The sequence below is a fragment of the Streptomyces sp. NPDC030165 genome, from assembly GCF_055573595.1.
In genome coordinates this window covers 238,320-259,785 of the sequence record NZ_JBVIBD010000003.1, presented here as the reverse complement: position 1 = coordinate 259,785, position 21,466 = coordinate 238,320, and the positions used below count along the sequence as shown (strand labels likewise).

Annotated in this window: 18 protein-coding genes; 8 read left to right on the top strand and 10 right to left on the bottom strand. The window is 71.0% G+C overall.

Annotated features, from left to right (window positions below; all coding sequences use genetic code 11):
- Window positions 1-58 precede the first annotated feature (58 nt).
- Together egtC and egtD are read left to right on the top strand one after the other, a co-directional pair.
- On the top strand, window positions 59-814 hold the full coding sequence (egtC, locus tag ACZ4Z1_RS07550; protein WP_468485634.1) for an ergothioneine biosynthesis protein EgtC: 756 nt from the start codon (window positions 59-61) through the stop codon (window positions 812-814).
- Window positions 811-1,773, top strand: a complete 963-nt coding sequence (egtD, locus tag ACZ4Z1_RS07545) for an L-histidine N(alpha)-methyltransferase (RefSeq protein WP_468485633.1) — start codon at window positions 811-813, stop codon at window positions 1,771-1,773. Before egtC ends, egtD begins: the two co-directional genes overlap by 4 nt.
- 350 nt (window positions 1,774-2,123) lie before the next feature.
- Here egtD and ACZ4Z1_RS07540 read toward each other — a convergent pair whose 3' ends face one another.
- From ACZ4Z1_RS07540 to ACZ4Z1_RS07500, 9 genes are all read right to left on the bottom strand, one after another.
- Window positions 2,124-2,630 carry a hypothetical protein gene (locus ACZ4Z1_RS07540; RefSeq protein WP_468485632.1) on the bottom strand — a complete coding sequence of 169 codons (507 nt, stop codon included), beginning with the start codon at window positions 2,628-2,630 and terminating at the stop codon, window positions 2,124-2,126.
- Entirely contained in the window at window positions 2,627-6,892 is a 4,266-nt protein-coding gene (locus tag ACZ4Z1_RS07535; protein ID WP_468485631.1) for a Hint domain-containing protein, read from the bottom strand. Before ACZ4Z1_RS07535 ends, ACZ4Z1_RS07540 begins: the two co-directional genes overlap by 4 nt.
- A gap of 164 nt (window positions 6,893-7,056) precedes the next feature.
- A complete protein-coding gene (locus ACZ4Z1_RS07530) occupies window positions 7,057-8,169 on the bottom strand; it encodes an ALF repeat-containing protein (RefSeq protein WP_468485630.1) in 1,113 nt (370 codons plus the stop codon).
- Between the two features lie 151 nt (window positions 8,170-8,320).
- A complete protein-coding gene (locus ACZ4Z1_RS07525; protein WP_468485629.1) occupies window positions 8,321-8,860 on the bottom strand; it encodes an RICIN domain-containing protein in 540 nt (179 codons plus the stop codon).
- Window positions 8,861-8,921: 61 nt separating this feature from the next.
- A complete protein-coding gene (locus ACZ4Z1_RS07520; protein WP_468485628.1) occupies window positions 8,922-9,470 on the bottom strand; it encodes an RICIN domain-containing protein in 549 nt (182 codons plus the stop codon).
- A 67-nt stretch (window positions 9,471-9,537) separates the two neighbouring features.
- Window positions 9,538-11,061: an AbfB domain-containing protein gene (locus tag ACZ4Z1_RS07515; RefSeq protein ID WP_468485627.1), complete on the bottom strand. Its 1,524-nt coding sequence runs from the start codon at window positions 11,059-11,061 to the stop codon at window positions 9,538-9,540.
- A gap of 289 nt (window positions 11,062-11,350) precedes the next feature.
- Window positions 11,351-12,169, bottom strand: coding sequence for a thioesterase family protein (locus tag ACZ4Z1_RS07510; RefSeq protein WP_468485626.1), 819 nt, complete (start codon window positions 12,167-12,169; stop codon window positions 11,351-11,353).
- 29 nt (window positions 12,170-12,198) lie between these two features.
- Window positions 12,199-13,494 (bottom strand): cytochrome P450, encoded by a 1,296-nt coding sequence (locus ACZ4Z1_RS07505; protein ID WP_468485625.1) that lies wholly within the window; start codon window positions 13,492-13,494, stop codon window positions 12,199-12,201.
- A complete protein-coding gene (locus tag ACZ4Z1_RS07500) occupies window positions 13,491-14,282 on the bottom strand; it encodes a hypothetical protein (RefSeq protein ID WP_468485624.1) in 792 nt (263 codons plus the stop codon). Before ACZ4Z1_RS07500 ends, ACZ4Z1_RS07505 begins: the two co-directional genes overlap by 4 nt.
- On the opposite strand from ACZ4Z1_RS07500, the gene ACZ4Z1_RS07495 reads away from it, so the two are divergent.
- The 5 genes from ACZ4Z1_RS07495 to ACZ4Z1_RS07475 all read left to right on the top strand — a co-directional run bounded on the left by ACZ4Z1_RS07495 (window position 14,257) and on the right by ACZ4Z1_RS07475 (window position 19,520).
- Window positions 14,257-15,015, top strand: coding sequence for a bestrophin-like domain (locus ACZ4Z1_RS07495; RefSeq protein WP_468485623.1), 759 nt, complete (start codon window positions 14,257-14,259; stop codon window positions 15,013-15,015). The genes ACZ4Z1_RS07500 and ACZ4Z1_RS07495 overlap by 26 nt on opposite strands.
- A 71-nt stretch (window positions 15,016-15,086) precedes the next feature.
- Window positions 15,087-16,130: a phosphotransferase family protein gene (locus ACZ4Z1_RS07490; protein ID WP_468485622.1), complete on the top strand. Its 1,044-nt coding sequence runs from the start codon at window positions 15,087-15,089 to the stop codon at window positions 16,128-16,130.
- A 152-nt stretch (window positions 16,131-16,282) separates the two neighbouring features.
- Window positions 16,283-17,188 (top strand): phosphatidylinositol-specific phospholipase C domain-containing protein, encoded by a 906-nt coding sequence (locus tag ACZ4Z1_RS07485; RefSeq protein ID WP_468485621.1) that lies wholly within the window; start codon window positions 16,283-16,285, stop codon window positions 17,186-17,188.
- A gap of 86 nt (window positions 17,189-17,274) precedes the next feature.
- Complete coding sequence (locus tag ACZ4Z1_RS07480) at window positions 17,275-18,396, top strand: alpha/beta hydrolase (RefSeq protein ID WP_468485620.1); 1,122 nt, start codon at window positions 17,275-17,277, stop codon at window positions 18,394-18,396.
- Between the two features lie 65 nt (window positions 18,397-18,461).
- Window positions 18,462-19,520: a trypsin-like serine peptidase gene (locus tag ACZ4Z1_RS07475; RefSeq protein WP_468485619.1), complete on the top strand. Its 1,059-nt coding sequence runs from the start codon at window positions 18,462-18,464 to the stop codon at window positions 19,518-19,520.
- 19 nt (window positions 19,521-19,539) lie between these two features.
- Here the strand turns inward: ACZ4Z1_RS07475 and ACZ4Z1_RS07470 are convergent, their stop codons facing one another.
- The gene (locus ACZ4Z1_RS07470) at window positions 19,540-20,574 is read right to left on the bottom strand and encodes a phosphatidylinositol-specific phospholipase C domain-containing protein (RefSeq protein ID WP_468485618.1); all 1,035 of its coding nucleotides are present in this window, start codon (window positions 20,572-20,574) and stop codon (window positions 19,540-19,542) included.
- A gap of 233 nt (window positions 20,575-20,807) precedes the next feature.
- Between ACZ4Z1_RS07470 and ACZ4Z1_RS07465 the strand changes: the two genes are divergently transcribed.
- Entirely contained in the window at window positions 20,808-21,452 is a 645-nt protein-coding gene (locus ACZ4Z1_RS07465; RefSeq protein ID WP_468485617.1) for an HhH-GDP family DNA glycosylase, read from the top strand.
- The last annotated feature ends 14 nt before the right edge of the window (window positions 21,453-21,466 follow it).

The following is a 21,466-nucleotide window of genomic DNA, read 5'->3' as shown; positions in this document are numbered from 1 at the left end:
CCCCGAACCGGCCGGAGCGCCCTCCGGCGCAGAGCACCGGCCCGGGCAGGTGGTACTGATGTGCCGCCACCTCGCCTACCTGGGCCCGGAGCTGCCCCTCGGCTCCCTGATCACCGCCCCCTCCCACGGCCTGTACCGCCAGTCGTGGCAGCCGCGCCACCAGATCCACGGCACGGTCAACGCGGACGGCTTCGGCGTCGGCTGGTACGCGCCCGGCGACCCGGTGCCCGCCCGGTACCGCAGGGCCGGCCCCATCTGGTCCGACCCCGGCATCCTGGACCTGTGCCGGGTGGTGCGCACCACCGCACTGCTCGCCGCCGTACGGGACGCCACCTTCGCCGGCGCGGACCCCGAGGCCGCCGCCGCGCCGTTCGCCGACGGACCGTGGCTCTTCAGCCACAACGGCGCCGTACCGGGCTGGCCCGGCTCACTGACCGACCTGGCCGCCGGCCTCCCCCCGCACCGACTCCTCTCCCTCCAAGCCCGCTGCGACTCGGCCTTCATCTGGGCCCTGGTGCACCACCGGCTCAGCGCCGGCATGGACCCCGCCGAGGCACTGGCCGACACCGTCACGGCGGTGTCCGCCGCCGCGCCCGGCGCCCGGCTGAACCTGCTCCTCACCGACGGCGCCACCATCGCCGCGACCACGTGGGGCGATTCCCTCTTCTACCTCGCCGAACCCGGCCGCAGCACCACCGTCGCCTCCGAGCCGTACGACGCCTCCCCCCACTGGACCGAGGTCCCGCCGTACACCCTGCTCGCGGCCACGCCCACCGACGTCCTGCTCACCCCGCTCAAGGAGCCCGCTGCGTGAGTCCCCTCACCGTCACCCGCGCCCTGCCCGCCGACGCCACCACCGCCGCGCTCCGCGCCGATGTCGCACACGGACTGACCCGCACACCGAAGCAACTCCCGCCCAAGTGGTTCTACGACGCCCGCGGCAGCGAACTCTTCGACGAGATCACCACACTGCCGGACTACTACCCGACCCGCGCCGAACGCGAAGTCCTCATCACCCGTTCCACCGAGATCGCCGCCGCCACCGGCGCCCGCACCCTGGTCGAACTCGGCTCCGGCTCCTCCGACAAAACCCGCCACCTCATCGCGGCCCTGACCGGCCTCCACACCTACGTACCCGTCGACGTCAGCGAATCCGCCCTCATCACCGCCGGCGAAGCCCTCCTAGCCCTCCACCCAACCCTCACCCTCCACGCCCTGGTAGCCGACTTCCAACAAGGCTTCACCCTCCCCCACACCCCCGGCCCCCGCCTACTCGCCTTCCTGGGCGGCACCATCGGCAACCTCCTCCCGGAGGAACGCACCACCTTCCTCCGCGCCACCCACGCTCTCCTCTCCCCCGGCGACGCCCTCCTCCTCGGCACCGACCTCGTCAAGGACGAGGCGACTCTGGTAGCCGCCTACGACGACCCGACCGGCGTCACCGCCGACTTCAACAAAAACGTCCTCAACGTCATCAACCGAGAACTGGGCGCGGACTTCGACCCGGCCGACTTCCAGCACGTGGCGCTGTGGAACGCGGAGCGCGAGTGGATCGAAATGCGGCTGCGGGCGAACAAGGAAATGACCGTGAAGGTCCCGGCGTTGGATTTGGCCGTGCCGTTCGCGGAGGGGGAGGAGATCCGGACAGAGGTCTCGGCGAAATTCCGGGAGGAGGGGGTGCGGGGGGAGTTGGAGGACGCCGGGTTCGAGATGAGGCGGTGGTGGACTGATGGGGAGGAGAGGTTCGGGGTTTCGTTGGCTGTGCGGGGGTGAACGGTGCAGCCCGTGACAACACAGGCGGACCATAGTTAATTAAAATCTGCTCACACAGAAAATCCGGAAAGTCGGCACGATTCGGCGAGACTAGCAAGTGCCCAGATGCACCGCGAGGGAACGAGCTGACTCGATTCAGTTATTTTCGTTTTCCGTATCACTTCGGAACGGAAGTCTTTACCGACGGCGGATTACACTCAGCGTCATCTCGCCCACCTGACTATTTTCGTCACATACCACCGAAGCCCCGGCAGGTACAACCTGACGGGGCTTCGGTTCGTAGGCGGTAACAAAGGGACTGGGATCACCCGGTGGTGGAACCACGCCTCTTCGTTATCACATCTCTTGCATCAGCGCGAACTTGACGATTGAAGCACACGGCACAGAGAAGACCAGGTCGGCAAGTCTCCCTGAACGCACTCCAAGCTCACGTCTGAATAGTCGGGCGGCACTTCACTGATTCCTTCTACCTCGAGAACGAAGAATTCCGCTTCTTTGCCCACAACTTCAAGCTGCGCCTCAGGGAAAAATGCGAACTTCGCGCGGACGAAATCGCCGGATTGGTCAGATGCACTAGAGACGACCGTCAGCGCCGAAAGGGGAAATTGCCCCACTGGCGTTGCCCATCCTAGCGAGCGAAGGCCACGCACTACAAGCAGTGCGGCATTCCCAACTTCAAACTGCAGGGAAGTGCGCAGCTCAAAGAGGAGAGTTGCCGTCGAGGTCAAGTGGCAAACCTTAGACCCGAGCAACTGCGCCTCTTGCAGTGCATCGACATCCCGTAGGGGGTCCACCTCCACCGAGCCAAGACCCGGCGAGTGATGTTTTGTGTTGGCGAGATCGTTGATCGAGATCATGGAATTTCGATATGGTTGTAGGAATCAGCCTTGCTGATCGTCTGCCCGGTTACCGGATTCACCGATTGCCCCGCCTTATTCATGTAGACCACATAACCGTTGGGGTACTGATATTTACCAGTGGTGACAGGATCCATTACCCGGACGTGAGTAACCCGAGAGTCGAGTCCCTTGGTGCCCGCCGGAATGTCGTACGCCCAGCCTTTACCCGTTGCCACCGGTGTGCCAACCGCCCCCTTGGGTAGGGGCAACGCCTCTCCAGCAGGCCCAGTGACGGAGTCGATGGAGCAGGTGCTGTTGTGAACCAGAACCGGAGTTCCGCCCACCACCACATAGTACGTGTGGATGCCCGCGACAGACAGATTGTAGACCTTACGAACCTCAGTCCAAGCACGGGTACCGACGACCGTGCGCTGGTCACCGTCAGCTGTACGGAGCTGATCGCCCGCCTTGAGGTCCTTTGCGTCCAGCCACAGACCCCGGTTGGCGACCCAGAAGGGGTGGCCGTCCGTGGCCTTGAGGGTGCCTACGGCCTTTCCAGCTGCACCATCGGTGTCGATGGTGACCTCAATCAGGCGCTTCTGCCCATAGCCAACGATCACGTCGGTGACCGTCCGAGCTTCGGTCCGGCCGGATACAGGATCAGTAGCCAGAACCTGCTGACCGATCTGAACATCTTTGATCTGTCTGTGTATTCCGTTGGCCATCAGGACCGGGGTTTCCGGCGTGAAGCTGTTTTTCTTCTCCTTCTTTACACAAGGAGTCTTGCGGATCTTCTCAATTACCTCCCGACCCTTGCGAATTAGCTTTTTAGCCGCGTCAGACTCGTCAATGAATTTACTGACGCCTGTGACGGTCCGGTATAGAGCCTTCGAGATTGCCGGGAACTCCTTGATGGCCATGAGGGCCTTGCCCCAGGGAAGAGCGCCGACGAGCGTCCATACGCAGCTTTCGACGTTTCCTTCAGTGAAGCACTTCTGGACATCGTCCAGGCCAAGGAGCTTGACGAGGATTTCCCCGCCTTCTTCCTTGAGGAAGCCGAGAAATCCCTTCTCGTCAAGCTTGCGAGCTGCATCGTACTCATCGCGCGTCATTCCGGAGCCATTGAGCGCAAGATGGTCAGCCAGAGTCAGTTCGGAGACGTCCTTGGATCCACCTTCCTTCAAAGACTCCTCGCGCCGCTTCCGCTCCTGCTCCCGGTCGTAGGCCTCCGCCTTCTCGGCGGCTTCCTTCGCTTCCTGGGCGTACTTGTTGGCGTTCTTCGCGGAGGCTTCGGCCGACTTGGCGTGCTGTTCGGCGGAATCGGCCAGCTTGCTCGCGGCGGCTGCGTCGTTCTCGGCCTGGGTGGCGGCGCTCTGGGCGACCGCGGCCTCGTGTTCGGCCTTGGAAGCGGCGGCGGCAGCGGCGTTGGCGTGCTGCGTGGCCTCGGCGGCGGCGCCGCGGGCGCGGGATGCCTCGGCCTCGGCCGCGTTGGCCGCTTCGCGGGCGGCCTTGGCGTCGGCGTAGGCCTGGTTGGCGGCCTGGCGGGCGGCCTTGGCGTCGGCCTGGGCCTGGGCGTCGGCCTTGTTGGCGCTGGCCGCGGCGGCCCGGGCCTTGGCGCCGTCGTCGGCCGCCTGGGCGGCGGACTTCATGGCGTTGGCGGCCGAACGCGCCGCGTTGGCGGCGGAGTTCGCCGCTTCGGAGGCGGCCTTGAAGGCCGGCGCGACCTGGGCGTTGGCGCGCTTGGCGGCGTCCTCGGCGGCCTTGGCGGCCTTGAGCGCCTCGACGGCCTTGGCCTCGGCCGATTCGACCTGCTCCTTGCCGGTCTCCAGGGCGGCCTTGGCCACCTGCGCGGCGAAGTCCGCGTCGACGTCCGAGCCGGAGAAGGGAGTGGTCAGCTCGATGGCGGTGTTGGCCGGGTCGGCGATGCCGGCGGCGGTGCCGCGGGCGGCCACCGAGGCCTGCACCGCGGTGGTGGCCTGAAGCCGGGCCATGGCGGCCTCGCGGACCGCGCCGTCAGCCTCCTCCTTGGTGCGGTTGGCCGCCTGGAGGGAGTTGTTGGCCTCCATCGCGGCCAGACCCGCCAGGCGGGCGGACTCGTGGGCGGCGATGCCGGCGCGGGCTTCCTGGGCGGTGGCCTCGGCGGCCTGCGCGTTGGCGCGCTGCGCCGCGGCGTGCGTGGCAGCGGCCTCGGCCTCGGCCTTGTTCGCAGCGGCGTTGGCCGCAGCGGCGGCGGCTTCGGCCTTGTTCGCGGCGGCGTTGGCCTTGGCGGCGTGCGCACTGGCCTCGGCGGCCGCGGCGCGGGCGCGGGCGGCGTGCCCGGCGGCTTCGGTGGCGGCGGCACGGGAACGTACTGCCGCACCGCTGGCGCCGTCGGCGGCGCTGCGTGCCTGACCGGCCGCCGCGCCCGCGGTGTTGGCGTCCTGGCGGGCGCCGTCCGCCGCCGCCCGGGCCTCAGCGGCATCGAGGGTGCCGCGGCCGGAGGCGGCGATCGCCTCGGCGGCCTTGGCCTTGGCCTCCTTGGCCCGGTGGTTCTGCTCGGCCTGGAAGGCCTTGTCGCGGGCCTCGTGAGCCGCCCGCTCGTCGCCGCGGGCCCGCTCGTCGGCCTTGGCGGCGATGCCTTCCTTCTCGGCGGCGCTCGCGCGCGCCGAGGCGGCGGTGGCGGCGGCCGACTGAGCCTGGGCTCTCAGGGCCGAGGCGGTACGGGCTTCGGCTTCCGCGCGGGCCCGTGCCGCAGCCGCGGCGTCGCGCTCGCGCTCGGCGCGGGCCCGTGCCTCGGCGGCCAGCTTGCGCTCACGCTCGGCGATCTGCCGCTGCTCGGCGGCGATCTTCGCCTGCCGCTCGGCCTCGAGACGGGCCGCACGGGTCTTCCTGGCGTGCTCCCACGCCTCCGCCTCGGCCTTCTCCGCCGCGATACGGGCCGTCCTGGCCCGGGCCGCCGCGTCGGCCGCGACCTTGGCCTGCTTCTCGGCGGCCGCGGCCATCGTGGCCGCCGCCTTGGCGTGCTGCTCGGCGTTGGCGCGCCACTGCTTGGCCTGCTGCTCGTGCGCCTCGGCCGCGTTCTTGGAGTTGAGCGCCGCGGCGTCGGCGGCCGTGGCGTCCACGGCGTGCTGTGCGGTCTCGCCGGCCTTGACCGCCGCGTCCGCGGCGGCCGCCATGCCGGAGGCGACCTCGGACCACTCGGTTCCGTGGGTCAGCCCGGTCTCCACCAGGATGTCGGCCTGGATCTTGGCCTGGGCGGCCGCGATCCGGGCGGCCTTGGACGCGACGGTGGCGTACTCCACCTGGCGCGCCACCTCGGCCTTGACCGCGTCGTAGGAGGACAGGCTCTTCCCGGCCCGGTCGGCGGAGAGCATCCGGTCGGCCTCACGCGCGGCCGTGGCGGCCGACGTCATGGCGTTGGACGCGTCCTTGAGGGCCTTGACGGCTTCCCCGTGGTGGCCGATCAGCTTGGTACGGGCCTCGGCCGCGCGGGCGGCCTTGCGTGCCAGGTCCCGCAGCTTCTCGGCGGCTTCCTGGGCTTCCTTCAGGGCCTTCTCGTGGGCCGCCTGGTTGTCGGCGTCCTTCCGCGCGGCGACCAGGTAGCCCTTTTCCAGGAACTCCGTGATGGCCGCGTCGTCACCGGTGGCGAGTGCGGCCTTCGCCGCTGCCTGCACCTCCGGACCGCCGACGTTGGCCAGCGTCTCCACCCGCTTGCGGAGTTCGGCCGCGCGCTCCTTGGCGGTCTTCTCGTCCTTGGCGTCCTGGTCCCGCGCGATCTGCGCGCCGAACTCCAGGAAGTTCGCCCGGTCCGTGGCGGTGGCCTTGGCCCCCAGAACGCGTTCGACCTCGGCGTTGAAGTGCGGCCCGCCGGTGCCGCGCATCGCCTCGATCTTCTTGCGGTTCTCGGCGTCGTCGTCGGTCTTCTTGTCCTTGGCCCGCTTACGGGCCTCGGCCTCGCCGTGCTCCAGGAACTCCCGGATCGCGTTCGGGTCGTCGCTCTCCAGGGCCTTCTTGGCGGCCTCGCGGACCTCCTCTTCCTCGTCGAACTCCGCGAAGTCCTCGACGAGCTGACGGTCACGGTCCGCGCTCAGCCGGTCCAGCTGGGACGGGCCGGGCTCCTTCGTCGTGGCCCCGGGCTTGGGCAGCGACGCGGTGGCCGCGTCGAGCGTCGCCATCGCCTGGGCGAACGACGACTTCTCGGCGGGCTTGGCGGGAACGGCGGCCATGGCTTCGGTCGCCGTGGTGCCGAGCACCGCCATGGCGACCACCGCGGAGACGGCCTTGCTCATGGTCGCGGTCACGCGCGTGCGTGATCGTCCGGCTCTGGGCCGGAATCTGGCTATCAAGGGAAAGTCCCCTTCGGTCAATGGATAGAAATGAACCCTGCCCTGCCCGGATGCGAGAAGCGTCCGGGCAGGGCAGGAGCAGGAAAGCCGGAAATGGCGGCGTAGAAGGGGAAGGACGGTCAGCCCTTGACCCGGCTCTCGCCTTCCTTGGCCCGGTCGAACATGTTCTGCCAGAAGGTGGCCGACTCGACGGCGTCCGCCTGTTCCTTGGCCCAGGCGTCGCGGGTGGCCTCGGCCGGCTCGGTGATGGTCTTCCAGATGTCGTCGGCGGAGTTCTTGGCGCGTTCGGCGATGGCGCGCCAGTTCGCCGACTGGGCCTCGGCTGCGTTCCGTTCCGCCTGCCACGCCTTGCGGGCGGCGTCGGCGTGGTCGGCCACCGTCTGCCAGGCGCGGGCGGCCTCGGCCCGGGCCTTCGCCGCGTCGGCGGAGGTCTTGACGGACTCCTCGGCCGCCGCGGCTTCCTGGATCAGGCGGGTCAGCTCGTAGTGGCGGGTCGTTTCCGCGTCCGCGATCCGGGACCGGCGGCTCTCCAGGTCGAGCGTCGCACCGGTCGTCCAGCCGTAGCCGAAGAACTCCGCGATGTCCTCGTCCGTGGCACCGGGCCGCAGCGCCCACTGCGCCGCCGTCCGCACCTGCTCGCCCGGGTCGTCCGTGGCGATGCCGCGCACGATCTCGCGCTCCGCGGCGGCGACTTCATGCTTGCGCTGGGTGTCGGCCTCCCGCTTGGCCCGGTCCAGCTTCTGAGCCTCGGCGTATCCGGTGCGGACGAATGCCGCCTGCTCGGCGGGGGAGCCCTTGAGCGCCCGCTCCGCAGCGGCCCGCACCTCGGGTGAGTAGCTCTTGGGGTGGGTGCGGACGACCCGTTCGATGAAGGCCTTGTTGCGGGCCCTGGTGGTCCGGGCGCGGTCACGGGCGTACGCGAAACCACCGTCGGGCGCGTACCACTTCGCGATCGCCTCCGGGTCTTCGCTCCGCAGGGCGTTCCAGGCCGATATCCGGACTTCCGCGAGCGGGTGCGCCGTCGCCAGGCGGCGCACTTCCTTACGGGCGCTCTCGGCCGCCTCGGCGGTCATGAGGTCGGTCGTGCCGGAGACCTGGGCAAAGGTCCCGCTCCGGACGGCCGGGCGGCCTGCCGGGGCATCCGCCCACGCCGGTCCCGTGACCGCGACGGCGCTCGCGCCGGTCAGCACGGTGCACGTCAACGCCTTGGCGATCCACCACTGACGTTTCACTCCAGTCCCTTCGTGGAGAAGTGCGGCAGACAGCACGGCAGGTGCTGCAGCCGGATACGTAGAGAAGGAAGGACAGCGCCGCCACCGGATCGGCGCAGCCCTGTCTCTTCACTGCGGGTGTCCGTCGGCACGGACGGCACGGTCCGGCCGGTCACTTGACCGGCTGGATGCGCCACTGCTGGGCGATGCCCTGGTTGCACTTCCACTGCCAGATCGCGGCACCTTCTGTGTCCTGGGCGTGGCCGATGTCCAGGCACTGGTCGCCGGTGTGGGTGGGGCGGATCTCGTAAAGCTTGTTGATCGGGTCCAGGAGACCGAACGTCCAGCGCTGCTGCTTGCCACCGTTGCAGGGCCACTGCCAGACCTCCGCGCCGGACTGGAGCTGCGACCGGCGCACCTCCAGGCATCGCCCGCTGACCATGTTGCGCAGCTCGAAGGTGGACTCCGCGGCGGGTACGACGCGCCACTTCTGGGCGTCGGCACCGTTGCAGGAGAGCTGCTGCACCTTCATCTGGTCCCCCGCCGTGTAAGGGGAGGCGTCCAGGCACTTGCCGGTAGCGGCGAGCTGGAACTGGACGGTCTCCGCGACCGGGGCGGGTGCGGCGCCCGCCGCGTGGGCGGTCGTCGCACCGCCGGCCAGCGCGACGACCATGCCGGCCGTGGCCAGCGCGGCTCGGGTGATCCGTGCCATGGTGTGGTTCTCTCTTCTCACAGTGTTGTCTTCAAGGGGTACGCGGTCGGCAGGCGACAGGTCAGCCGGTCACCGGCAGGATGCGCCAGCGCTGGTTGTCGCCGCCGTGACAGTTCCACTGCCCGACGTTGATACCGTCGGCCATCTCGCTGTGCTTGACCTCCAGGCAAAGGTTCGGCGCGTGCTCGGGGCGCAGCTCGAACAGCTCCTTGGCGACCTCGACCAGGCGGAACCGCCAGCGCTGGTGGTCGCCCTCGCCGCACCACCACTGCCAGACGTTGTCGCCCGCCTTGGTCCCGGCGCCGCGCACTTCGAGGCACTTGCCGCTGTGCTTCGCCCGTACCTCGAAGGTTCCGTCACCGGCGGGGGCGAGCTCGAAGGCCTGGTTGTCGAGGCCGTCGACGCAGGTCGCCTGCTCGGCGTTGGCGCCGTTGCGGAAGCTGCCGCCTGCGATGGTGAGGCACTTGCCGCTGTGTGCGGCCTGGAGCTTCACCACGGCCGGTGCGGAGGCGGCAGACGTGGCCGGAGCGGCGTGAGCGGTGGTCGCGCCGCTGACAAGCGCGGTGAGACCGGCGGCAGTGGCCAGCGCGGCTCGGATGGGCCGAGACATCGTGTGTTCCGTTCTTCTGTGCAAGATGGTGACGTCGGCGACGTCGGGTGGTTCTGGTGGGCCGAGGTCAGCCGGCGAGCGGGGTGGACATCTTCCAGGTGGCGTCCTGCTCGAAGTCCTTGGCCGCCTCGAAGCCACGCTTGCCGTTCCTGGCGGCCGCGTACAGGTCACCCTTGTACTGCCGCAGCCAGTGGCCCTTCTGGGACATGGACTCGAAGGACTTGCCGCCCTTGGCGAGGCCCTCGCGCGCGCACCAGGTGGCGTCGTTCCGGAAAGCCGTGCTGTTGTCGTTCTGCGCGATCCGGGCCTGGGAGCCCTTCAGCGCGAGGTAGCTGCCGGGCTTGCGCACGGACTCGAAGGAGTAGCAGCCGGGTGCCTTGACCAGCGCGTCCCTGACGACCCACGTGGCGTCCTCGCGGTCGGACTCCTTGCTCTTGGCGCTGACGGGCGTGACGAAGGTGTCGCCGCCGTCGACGCTGGACTGACGGAGGTACCAGCCGCTCAGCTTGGAGCTGACGGGCTGGATGGACTGCCGCAGGGCCCGGTACTGGCCCTCCCTGAGGAACGTGGCGACGTCCGCGGGGGTGCCCTTGAGCGCCTTTTCCGCCGCGGCGACGACGTTGGGGCGCACCCCGGTCTTCGCCGCCTGAGCCTGGATGATGCGGGCGAGCTCCTTGTCCTGGTCGGCCTTCTTCTTCTCGCTGATCTCGAAGTCGCGCTTGTTGGCCTGCTTGGCGCCGGAGTGGATGAACGTCTTCCAGTCCGCCGGGTCGGAGCTGTTCAGAGCCTTCTGCGCCTCGTCGTAGAGCACGGTGCTCCGGGCCTCGGCCGACATCGAGCGGATCAGCGTGCGGATGAAGTCGTCGTCACCGGCGCTCCGCATGGCCTCGGTGAGTTCGAGGCCGAAGAGGGACGCGGCACTCCGGCGGGCGTCCGTCTCCACGCGCCGCTGGGCCTCCTCGCGGTCCTTGCGCTCCAGTTCCTTGCGTTCGTTCTCCATGTCGAGGTCGTGTGCCTCGCGAACACCGTTGGCGATGAAGTCGCGCCAGACGGCCGGGTCCTTGTCACCCAGAGCGCGCGAGGCGGCCTTCTTGACCTCCGGCGTGGCGGCGTCGTGCTGCATGATCGCGCGGATGAAGTTGTCGTCGCTGAGCGCCAGCAGGTCGGGGCTGTTGGGGATGCCGACCGCGATCAGAGCCTGGGACTTGAGCTTGCGCGCAAGACGGTCGGCGGCTTCCTGCTCCTGCGCCCGCTGCCAGTCGATCTCACGGGCCTCGCCGATACCGGTGGTGATGAAGCGGACGTGGTCGTCGGCGGATGTGCTGGCGATGGCCTCCTCGGCGGCCTGACGCACCGTGTCCCACTTCCCGCCGGCGTCCTTCGCCTTCTCCCACAGCACGATGATGAAGTCGCGGTCGCTCATCCCGAGCTGCTCCGCGGTCACCTCGTACTCGATCTTCAGTCCCGCGTTGACCCGGTCCTTCTCGGTGGTGCGGATGACATCCGCCGCGCTCACCGCTCCCGAAGGAGCCGCGAAGGCGCCGACCGGAGCGGCGATGCCGGTGACGGCGGCCAGGGCCGTGGCGGTCACGATGCCGTGGGTGACGAGGCGCCGGGCGCGGGCAGAACCGGTACGCGTGATGCTTATGTCGCTCTTATGCATTTTTGTAGTCAGGAACCCCTCTAGCCCCCCGTACGGGCGACCTGGATGTGTACACGTCGAACGCCAGCGAAGTCTTAATGTTCTCTAAAAAAGAGTCAAATCAGACTTTCCAAAGTTGTCCGCTTTCGCCACCTACAGGCAACCTGGTAGGTTTTCGCCTTGGCCATTCGTCGGACACGGGGCCATCGCACTCCGGAGGCGCCTGTCAGCGAGGGGATCAGCGCCCGGCGACCAACAACGTCTGCACGATGCGCCCACAGTCCCCCGCCCCGTCATGCAGCTGACCGGCGGCCAGTCCCGACCCGCCGGGACTGGCCGCCGTCGCCGAGCGGATGCAGAGCCATTCACCGACCGGCTCACGGTGCAGAGCCAGCGTGATGTCGGTATTGATGACGAACTGCCGGACGTGGTCGAGTTCGAAGGAGACCGCCCAGTTGCTGTCGGCCAGGGTGAGCGCCCGGGTCAGGGGGGTGTCCGGTTCGCCGGCCACCAGAGGGATGCGCTGGCGTGCCCAGGCTGTTCCCGGGCCAGGGGTGTCGAAGTTTTTGCCGGGCTCGAAGCGCCATTCCATGGCGGCGATGTAGCCGTCCAGGTGGGCGCCGGCCATGGTCTGCGGCGCCTGCGGTCCGGGCAGGGGCGGCGGGTCGGTCTCTGGGCGCAGTTGCGGTGTGTCGGCCGGGCCGGCGGCTATCCGCCACGCCCGTGCCAGCATCACCGTGTCGCCGCCCGAGGCCAGTTCGCCCTCGACCAGTTCCGTACGTCCGCCGGAGCGGAGGGTGCGCACCTGGACGTGCAGTTCCGCGACGGGTACGGGGCGCGGCAGTTCGACGGTGACGCGCGCGACACGGAATCCCTCGCGGGCCTCGTGTCTATCCATTGCCCGGCCCAGCAGGGCCGAGGGCGGGCCTGCGTGCTGGGTTTTGGGGCTCCACGGCCCCGCGGTGGCGGTGCTGCTCTCGTAGCGGCCACCGCCGAGGCTCCTGTAGAAGGCCTGGTGTCCCGCTTCCGGCTGCTCGGCCGGCCGAAGATCAGTCATGGAGACTGCCTACACCCCGCCCGCCCGTTTCACACCCGCCACCCCACCCCCACCCTCACCGGCAGGCTCCGCAGCCCGTTCTGGAAGTTGGAGACCAGCCGGACCGGCTCCCCTGCCAGTTCCAGGCCGGGCAGCTGCTCCACCACATGCCGCAGCACCGCCCGCATCTGTACGCGTGCGAGGTGGCTGCCCAGGCAGAAGTGCGGGCCGAAGCCGAAGCTGACGTGGTCGTTCGGGGTGCGGGTGATGTCGAAGCGGTCGGGAGCGGGGAAGACCGTTTCGTCGCGGTTGGCGGAGGCGTGGTAGACCACGACCTTCTCGCCGCGCCGGATGCGCCGGCCGCCGAGCTCGGTGTCCCGGGTGGCGGTGCGGCGGAAGTCGATGACCGGGGGCCAGTAGCGCAGCATTTCCTCGACCGCGCTGCCGATCAGTTCCGGTTCCCGGCGGAGGAGGGCGAACTGGTCCGGATGCTGGAGGAGGGTGAGCAGGCCGCCGGGGATGCCGTTGCGCAGCGTCTCGTTGCCGGCCACCGCGAAGAGGAAGAACATGTTCTCGAACTCGGCGCGGGTCAGGCCGCCTTGGCGCAGATGGGCCATGACGCTGCCGGGGCGCGGGTTTTCGGCCAGGGCGTGGGCGTACGCGAACATGTCGGCGAGGGCGTGGCGCGAGCGCGGGTTGGCCGGGCGGCCGTCGGGGCGGAGTGCCGGGGCGGGGCGGGCGCGGAGTGCGGCCCGGCCCATCGGGCTGAGGCGGGCGGGGTCGGCGGTCTCCGAGGTGGCGTACGCGGCGTCCTGGTAACCGATGACGCGGTTCGACCAGTCGAAGAGCAGTTGCCGGTCCTCCTGCGGGACGCCCATGACGTGGGCCAGTGTCCAGACGGGGAGGTCGCCGGCCACGCTGACGAAGTCCGCCTCGCCCGCCTGTGCCACCGCCGTCACCAGGTGCCCGGCCCGCGCGTCGATGACCTGCTCCAACTCCCGTACGGCGCGCGGGGTGAAGGCCGCGGCGACGACCCGCCGGATCCGCGCGTGGTCCGGCGGGTCCTGGTTGAGCATCATCGCCCGGACGAACGCGAGGTCGTCCTCGGTGTCGGGGTCGCGGATCTGGGTGGCGCCCAGGTACGAGGAGTAGGTCTCGGGGCTGCGCAGGACGTGTTTGACGTCGGCGTGCCGCAGTACCGCCCAGTAGCCGGGGCCGGCCGGCCAGTCGCCGACCGGGGGCTCCTCGATCCAGCACACCGGGCGGGTGGCGCGCAGGCGGCGGAACAGGTCGTACGGGACCGCGGTGGCGTAGGTCCGCGGTGTGAACACCTCGGCTGCTCTCACGCAGGCGACCGTACGGTATTCCATCGTTCGGGGGAATCAGGCCCGTTCGGCGGCTGATGGCGGTCCGCGTTGCGCAACATCACGGGCGTGAAGGGATCGCAACGTTTCCGCAGCGTGCAACCTGCGCTTTTGATACCGCTGTTGGCGGCCGTCGCGGTGCTGCTGGCACCCGCCGTCGCGCACGCAGCGCCGGACCGGCCCGCCGACGCCTGTGCGACTGCCGGGACGGGCGGGCCGGTGCACGTGCCGACCGGCTGGCCGATGCCGCCGGACTGGCACTTCCCCTGTACGACTCCGACGCCGACCCCGACGCCGACCCCCACCAGGCCCCCCAGGCCCACGCCCACGCCGCCGTCGCCCACACCGCCGTCTCCCACGCCCACGTACACCCCTCCCCCGTCCCACCGCCCCACGCCCGCCCCCACGCCGTCGCGCCCGCTCCCCCGGCCGCCCGCTCCCGCCGCGCCCGGACCGACCGAGGCCGCGCCCAGGCCCACGCCCACACCCGGCGCGCCTTCGACGACGCCGTCTCCGCCGCCGTCCAGCCGTCCCGCGGCGCCGCGTCCCACCCCGACGCCGAGCCCGTCGGTCGTCCTGCCCCGTAAGTACACGCCGGCCGCCCGCAAGCAGCACAGCAGCCGTTCGACCGTCACCATCATGCTGCTGCTCACCGCGCCCGCCGTGCTGGCGGCCGCCGCGCTGCGTCCCCGTTCGTCCAGCTCGTCCGGATCGTCCGGGCGCCGTTCCTCGTAGGAGGCCACCTTGTCGGAATGGCTGGTCCTGACCATCGCGATGGCCGCCGTCTGCGCCGTCGTGCTGACCATCACGGTCCTGAGGCAGCGCCGCATCGGCGAGGACGACGACCCGTCCGAGACGCCCGACGTCATCGAGTACATGACGATGATGGTGGGGGTGGTGTATGCGATCGTCCTGGGCCTGGCGATCGCCGGGGTCTGGGAGGCCCGCAGCTCCGCCGAGGACACCGTACGGACCGAGGCGCAGGCCCTGCACGAGGTCAGCGAGCGGGCACGGGTCTACCCGGAGGCCACCCGGGACCGTATCCGCGCGGACGTCGACGCCTACGTCTCGCACGTCGTCCACAAGGAGTGGCCGGCCATGGACGAAGAGGGGCAGGTCACCGACCGGGGCACCGAGCTGCTGCACAAGGTGCGGGCCGACGTGAGCGACTACCGGCCGCGCGACGAGTACGAGGGGCAGTCCTACCAGCCCCTGCTCGACCAGGTCGCGGCGGCGGACGACGCCCGCAACGCGCGGGCGGACAGCATCGAGCCGACCCTGCCGCCGGTGGTCTGGTTCGGGCTGATCACGGGTGCCGCGATCACCATCGGGCTGATCTTCACGCTGCAGATCCGCCGGTCGGGCCGCGAGTTGCTGATGGCCGCGCTCTTCAGCGCGCTGATCGCGTTCCTGCTGTTCCTGGTCTGGGACTTCGACGCGCCGTTCAGCCGGGGCATCACGACCTCCGCCGAGCCGTTCACGGATCTCTTCCCGCGGGTGTGACGCGACCACACGGCCCGTGTGCGGGCGTGATTCCGGCGACGGCGGCGATCACCTCGTGCGACCATGCGCGCATGGCGACGGAGATGCCGTTCACGGATGATCTGCGGGACCGGCTCGGCCCGGCCCGCCAGGCGGTGCGGCTGGGGAGCAGCCCGCGCTCCCGAGTGTGGCGCGTCGATCTGCGCGGCACGCCCGCGGTGGTCAAACAGGCCGTGGAGAGCGCGGACGCCGGCGAGCGGTACGCCCGTGAGGTGGCCGCGCTGCGGCTGGCCTCGCGGGTGACGCCGCCGGTGGTGCCGCGGCTGCTCGGCACCGACCCGGGCGTACGCGTGCTGGTGCTGGAACACGTCACCCACCGGCGGCCGTCGCCGGACTGGGTGGTCGGTTACGCGTCGGCGCTGGCCCGCCTGCACGCGGCCACCGCGTCCGTGCCGGCGGACGGCGTGTCCCTGCCCGTCTGGTCGGGCCCGGTCCACGCGGACCTCGGCGCCTTCCTCGCCCTCGCCGGACGCCTCGCGGTGCCGGTACCGGACGGTACGGGAGCCGAACTGGAAGCCCTGGTGCGGCGGCTCGGCGCCGCGCCCGGACGCGCCCTGCTGCACGGCGATCCGTGCCCGGGCAACGATCTGCACACCCCGGACGGCATCCGGTTCATCGACTTCGAGCAGGCGTCCCTGGGCAACGGCCTCACCGAACTCGCCTACCTGCGGATGGGCTTCCCGACCTGCTGGTGCGTCACGGACACGCCCGGGCCGCTGCTGCGCGAGGCGGAAGCCGCGTACGGGGCGGCCTGGCAGGCGGCCACCGGCAGCGCACCGGCCGGTGATCTCGTCGACGCCTGCGCGGGCTGGCTGGTCAGGGGCGACGCGCTGGTCCAGCGCGCGCACCGCGGGACCGCCGACCACCTCGCCCGGCTCCCCGAGGAGGACTGGGAGTGGGGCACGGTCACCGCGCGGCAGCGGCTCGCGTACCGGCTCGGTGTCGTCGCCCGGCTCACCGCCGGCCGTGACGACCTGCGCGGTCTGAGCCGCCTCGCCGGCGCGCTGCGCGAGCGGATGCTCAGCCGCTGGCCCGGCCTCGCGCCGCCGCCGCGGGAACGTCCGGCGGACGCATAGCGGCCGTTCCACGGCCGACCGTCACGGCCTTCCCCGCGCGTTCACGTCGTTGCCTGTTCAGCTGTCTGTTCAGCGTGCTCTTCCTGTGCTTCGATGCTGCGATCACCCGTTCGCACAGGGGCGGCGGAGCGGCGGAGGGACCGGGTGGGCGCATGGACCGGCGGGGGTTCCTGAAGGGGACGGCAGCGGTGTCGGCCGCGGGGGTGCTGGCGGGAGTCGGGAGCGGGCCGTCCGCAGCGGCCGTCGGGCGTGCGGCGGCACGGAGCCGGCGCGCCGTCTCCGTACAGGACTGGATGGCGGCCCTCCCGGACGGTACGGAGATGCGGCGCCTGTCCATACCGGGCACCCACGACTCCGGGGCGCGGTTCGGCGGTCCCTGGGTCGCCTGCCAGAGCACCACCGTCGCGCAGCAGTTGGACAGCGGCATCCGCTTCCTGGACGTACGCTGCCGGGCCGTCGACTCGGTCTTCGCGATCCACCACGGCGCGTTCTACCAGAACCTGATGTTCGGCGACGTGCTGGTGGCGTGCCGGGCGTTCCTCCAGGCGCATCCGTCGGAGACCGTGCTGATGCGCGTCAAGCAGGAGTACTCCGAGGAGAGCGCGGCGGAGTTCCGGCGGATCTTCGACATCTACCTGGACGGCAAGGGCTGGCGGCCGCTGTTCCGGCTGGACGGCTCACTGCCCTCCCTCGGGCAGGCCCGGGGCAAGGTCGTGCTGCTGGCCGACTCCGACGGGCTGCCGGGCGTGCGGTACGCCGATCCGGGTGTCTTCGACATCCAGGACGCGTACATGGCCGAGCCGCTGCGCAAGTACCCGCTGATCGAGGGGCAGTTCCGCAAGGCGGTCAAGGAGCCCGGCAAGCTGTTCGTCAACTACGTGAGCACCGCTGCCCTGCTGCCGCCGCGCTCCAACGCGGACCGGCTCAACCCGCAGGTGAAGAACTTCCTGAACGGCGCGGAGGCGCGCGACTGGACGGGGCTGGGCATCGTCCCGATGGACTTCCCCGACGAAACGGGCTTGGCCGAGACGCTGATCCGGCACAACACGGGAGGCTGATCATGCGGACACGTGGACGACGTCGCCGCCTGTCCCCTCCGGCCTTACGTCCTTCCGGAGCGCGACGTGCGGCCCGGGCGGGCCTGATGCCGGCCTTGCTGGTGCTGACCTTGCTGGTGCCGCTGCTCACCGTTCCGGCGACCGGCCGGGCGGCGTACGCGGCGGGCGGCCCGGCAAGCGGGCCGGCCGTCGCCCCGGCGAATCCGGCCGTCGCCCCGGCGCGCAATCCGGCACGCGTCGTCGCCGAGGTACCGGTCGGCGACCGGATGCTCGACCTCGGGATCTCGTCCCCCGAGACCGACGCGCCGGTCAAGTGGGTGCGGCTGCTGCTGCCGAAGGGCTGGTCGAAGAACGCCTCCCGTACGTGGCCGGTGCTGTGGCTGCTGCACGGCGGTGGCGGCAACCACCAGGACTGGACCGCCAACACCCATGTCGAGCAGCTGGCCGCCGACCGCGACGTCATCGTGGTCATGCCGGAGACGAGCGGGTGCAGCAGCTACAGCAACTGGTACAACTACGGCGCCTGGGGCTCCCCGGCCTGGGAGACGTACCTCCTCGACGAGCTGCGGCCGCTGCTGGAGCGGAACTACCGGGCCGGGACGGCACGGGCCGTCGCCGGGCTGTCGATGGGCGGGCTCGGCGCGCTGAAGTTCACCGCGGCGCGCGCCGGGATGTTCCGCGCCGCCGCCTCGTACAGCGGCGCCGTCCACCCGCTGTACCGGTCGCCGGACGGCGGCTTCTCCGGACCGGACGGCGTCAAGCTGGGCGCGCTGACCTGCCTCGTCGACTGGAAGCGCGTCTGGGGCGAGCCCGGCTACCCGTTCGACACGGACGACCCGGCCGACCTGCGCCAGCAGTGGCTGTGGAAGCGCAACAGCCCGCTGGAGCAGGCGGCCTCGCTGCGCGGCACTCCGCTGTACCTCTCGTACGGGGACGGGACGACCGACGGCGGTCCGGGCTGGTCGTGGGGCGACGGCGACCGCCCGCCCACGCCGTCGCCCGCACGCTGCACCGACCCGCCCGTGCACGGCACCCAGGACCCGGTCGAGCGTGCCGTGTACGGGATGAACCAGGAGCTGCGCGGCAAGCTGACGCGGCTGGGCATTCCGGCGACGGTGTGCGCCTCCAAGGGCGGGCACACCTGGCCGTACTGGGAGCGTGAGCTGGTGGCGTCGTTCCCGATGCTCATGAGCGCGCTGGGCGCCTGAGGAACCGTGCCGCCGGAGATCGGCCCGGACGGAAGGACGGCGTCCCGGAACCGTATGATCTGCTGGTGAGTACGACCGAGCGTGACCGCGTCCCGTGGCCCCCGGCCCCGGGCGGGCCGCGCAGGCGCCGCCGGACCACTGCCCTCGGTCTCTGCGCAGCACTCACCCTGACCTGTGCCGGCACGGTCCTGGCCGTACGGGCTTTCGCGCACGGCGGGTACCTGGCGTCCGGTGACCCGGCCAAGGGTTCGTACGCCGGGGAAGCGGCCGACGGGGACGCGGCGGCCGACGCGCTGCTCTCCGGCCCGTACACCGAACGCCCCGGCCCGCCGCGCGCGGCGGGAGGCCGGGCCACGCGGACCGGTCGGACAGCGGAGACCGAACGGGCCACGGCACCCGCACCGGCAGCTCCGCGGCAGACCGCCGAGCTGCCCGTCTCCCGGCCCCTCGAAGCCGCTCCGGCGACCGTCTCCCCCGCCGTCGGCCCGCTGTTCTCGCCCGGCGGTGACGGCGACGCCGACCACCACTGCACGGCGAGCGTGGTGCACTCGGCAGCAGGCGACCTGGTCGTGACCGCGGCGCACTGCGTCTACGACGGCGGCTTCCGTACGAATCTCGTCTTCGCGCCCGGGTATCACGACGGGGTCCTGCCGTACGGCGTCTGGGTGCCGTCGCGCATCGTCGTCGACCCGCGCTGGGCCGACGGCCGCGACGAGGACCTCGATGTGGCGTTCCTCCGGGTGCGCCGCCCGCACGGCACCGGGTCCGGTTCCGGCGAGCAGCGCGTCGAGGAGCTGACCGGCGCCGAGCGGATACGGTTCGCCCCGCCCGCCGGGCTGCCGACGCGGACCGTCGGCTACCCGGACGACCGCGAGACGCCCGTCAGCTGCCAGAACACCACCACCGCGGTGCCCGGCCAGCTGCGTTTCGACTGCGCCGGCTTCCCCAACGGGACCAGCGGCGGCCCGATGCTCACCGCCGTCGACCCGGACACCGGCCTCGGTACGGTGACCGGTGTCATCGGCGGCCTGGACGAGGGCGGCGACGACGCAACCTCCTACAGCAGCTGGTTCGGACCGGACATCGCCGCCCTCTACCGGCGCGCCACCGCGGAACCGGCCTGAGGCGGCGCGCCCGTACGCCCTACTTCCCGCGCGGCACCACCGTCTTGAGGACCTGCGGCAGCGGGTACCAGTCGGCGGTCGCGATGCTGCCGTGGGCGGCGGCGAGCTGGTTCACCCGGGCACGGGCCTGGGCCTCGGTGGGCCTGGTGCCGTCGATGACCGGGGGCACCTTGTGCGCGTCGGTCATGATCAGGAGGTAGTGGCGGCTGTCGTACCAGGCGGTGTCGATGCCGTTCTTCAGGTACGTCGCGGCGTCGCCGTCGAAGACCACGAACCAGGAGCGCAGCGCCGCGTCGGTGTACCGGGCGCGCGGGTCGCCCGCCGCCGCGCCGTGCACCGCGGGGAAGGCGGTGGACTGCGCGAGCTTGCCCTGGGCGGCGAGGTTCTTCAGGTGGGTGGCGTACTCGCGGTCGGTCCACAACTTGTCGAGCGGGTTGCCCTCCTCGACCGTGCCCGGTATCAGCTCGAAGAGGAACTTGCCGTTCAGCGCGGAGCGGGTGGGCCAGCCGTCCGCCCGTACGGCCGCGTCGAGGTCGCGGTGGCCGGCGGCCAGGTCGCCGGGCCCGTACACGGCGTCGCCCAGCCGGGCGCGGACCAGCGCGTCGAAGGCGGCCGGGCCCCGGCCGCCCTTGTCGTTGAAGCCGTCCTTCAGCTCGACCTTGACCGTGACCGGCCGGTGGCCGGGGTGGGCGTCGTGCCACGCCTTCATGTCGGCGAGGCAGCCGGCGAGGTCCTGGTCGCGCTTCTTGGTGCGCAGCTCGCCCGCGGTGGCGGCGTTGACGCAGTTGCTGTTGTTGCCGAACGGGTTGCTGTGGGAGACGCGCCAGGACGTGCCGAGCGCGTTGGTCCACACGTCCAGTTCGAGGAGGCTCGCGCCGGAGTCCAACGCGTCGGCGAAGTACGGGTACTTGGTCTTCTCGTAGGCGTTGTGGACGCCGACGGACGTGGTGGCGCCGTACGATCCCGCGGGCTGTGCCGCGCCGGCCGGGCTCGCCAGCGCCATGACCACTGCCGTCGCGACCGCGGCCGTCCCCGCGCACCGTGTTCTGTTCACGTTCCCCCGCTTTCACTCCACTGGCCCCCCGGCAGCCCCCTGTGGCCCCGGAATCACCAGCCCCTCCGGTCGAAGGAGCAGCGTACGGGAGGTGACGGGTGGTCCGGTGGCCGGGTGGGTACGCGGGCCGGGAAACGCCGGGAAGAACGAGCAAACCAGGAGGGAAGGAAGATGTACGGCATCGTGGACACCGTGGACACACCTCTGTACGGCACGGCCTTCCGGAGGCGGTCATGAGCGGCGACCGCGCCCGGGTCCGGGCCCTTCTGGACACGTACGGCCGGACCTACGCCGACGAGGCCGGCATCCGGCTGAAGGACACGCCGCAGCCGCTCTACCAGCTGCTGGTGCTCTCCTGCCTGCTCAGCGCCCGCATCCAGGCGGGCATCGCGGTGGCGGCGAGCCGCGCGCTGTCCGGGGCGGGGCTGCGCACCGCGCGGCGCATGAAGGACGCGACCTGGCAGCAGCGGGTGGACGCCCTCGGCGAGGGCGGCTACCGGCGCTACGACGAACGCACCGCGACCCAACTGGGGGACGGCGCCGAGCTGTTGCTCGACACGTACGGCGGCGACCTGCGCCGGATGCGGGACGCGGCGGACGGCGACACGGACCGGCTGCGCAAGCTGCTGCGCGAGGTCCCCGGCCTCGGACCGGCCGGCATCGACATCTTCCTGCGGGAGGCCCAGGCCGTGTGGACCGACCTGGCTCCGCACCTGGACGCCAAGGCGCTGCAGGGCGCGGAGCGGGTCGGGCTGCCGACCTCACCCGACGCGCTGCGCAAGGCCGCGGGGAAGACGGAGCCCGCCGTACTGGCGGCAGCGCTCGTGCGTGCGGCGCTCGACAAGAAGGGGGCGGAGGAGATCCGCCAGGCCCGCTGAGCCCTCGGCGGCCC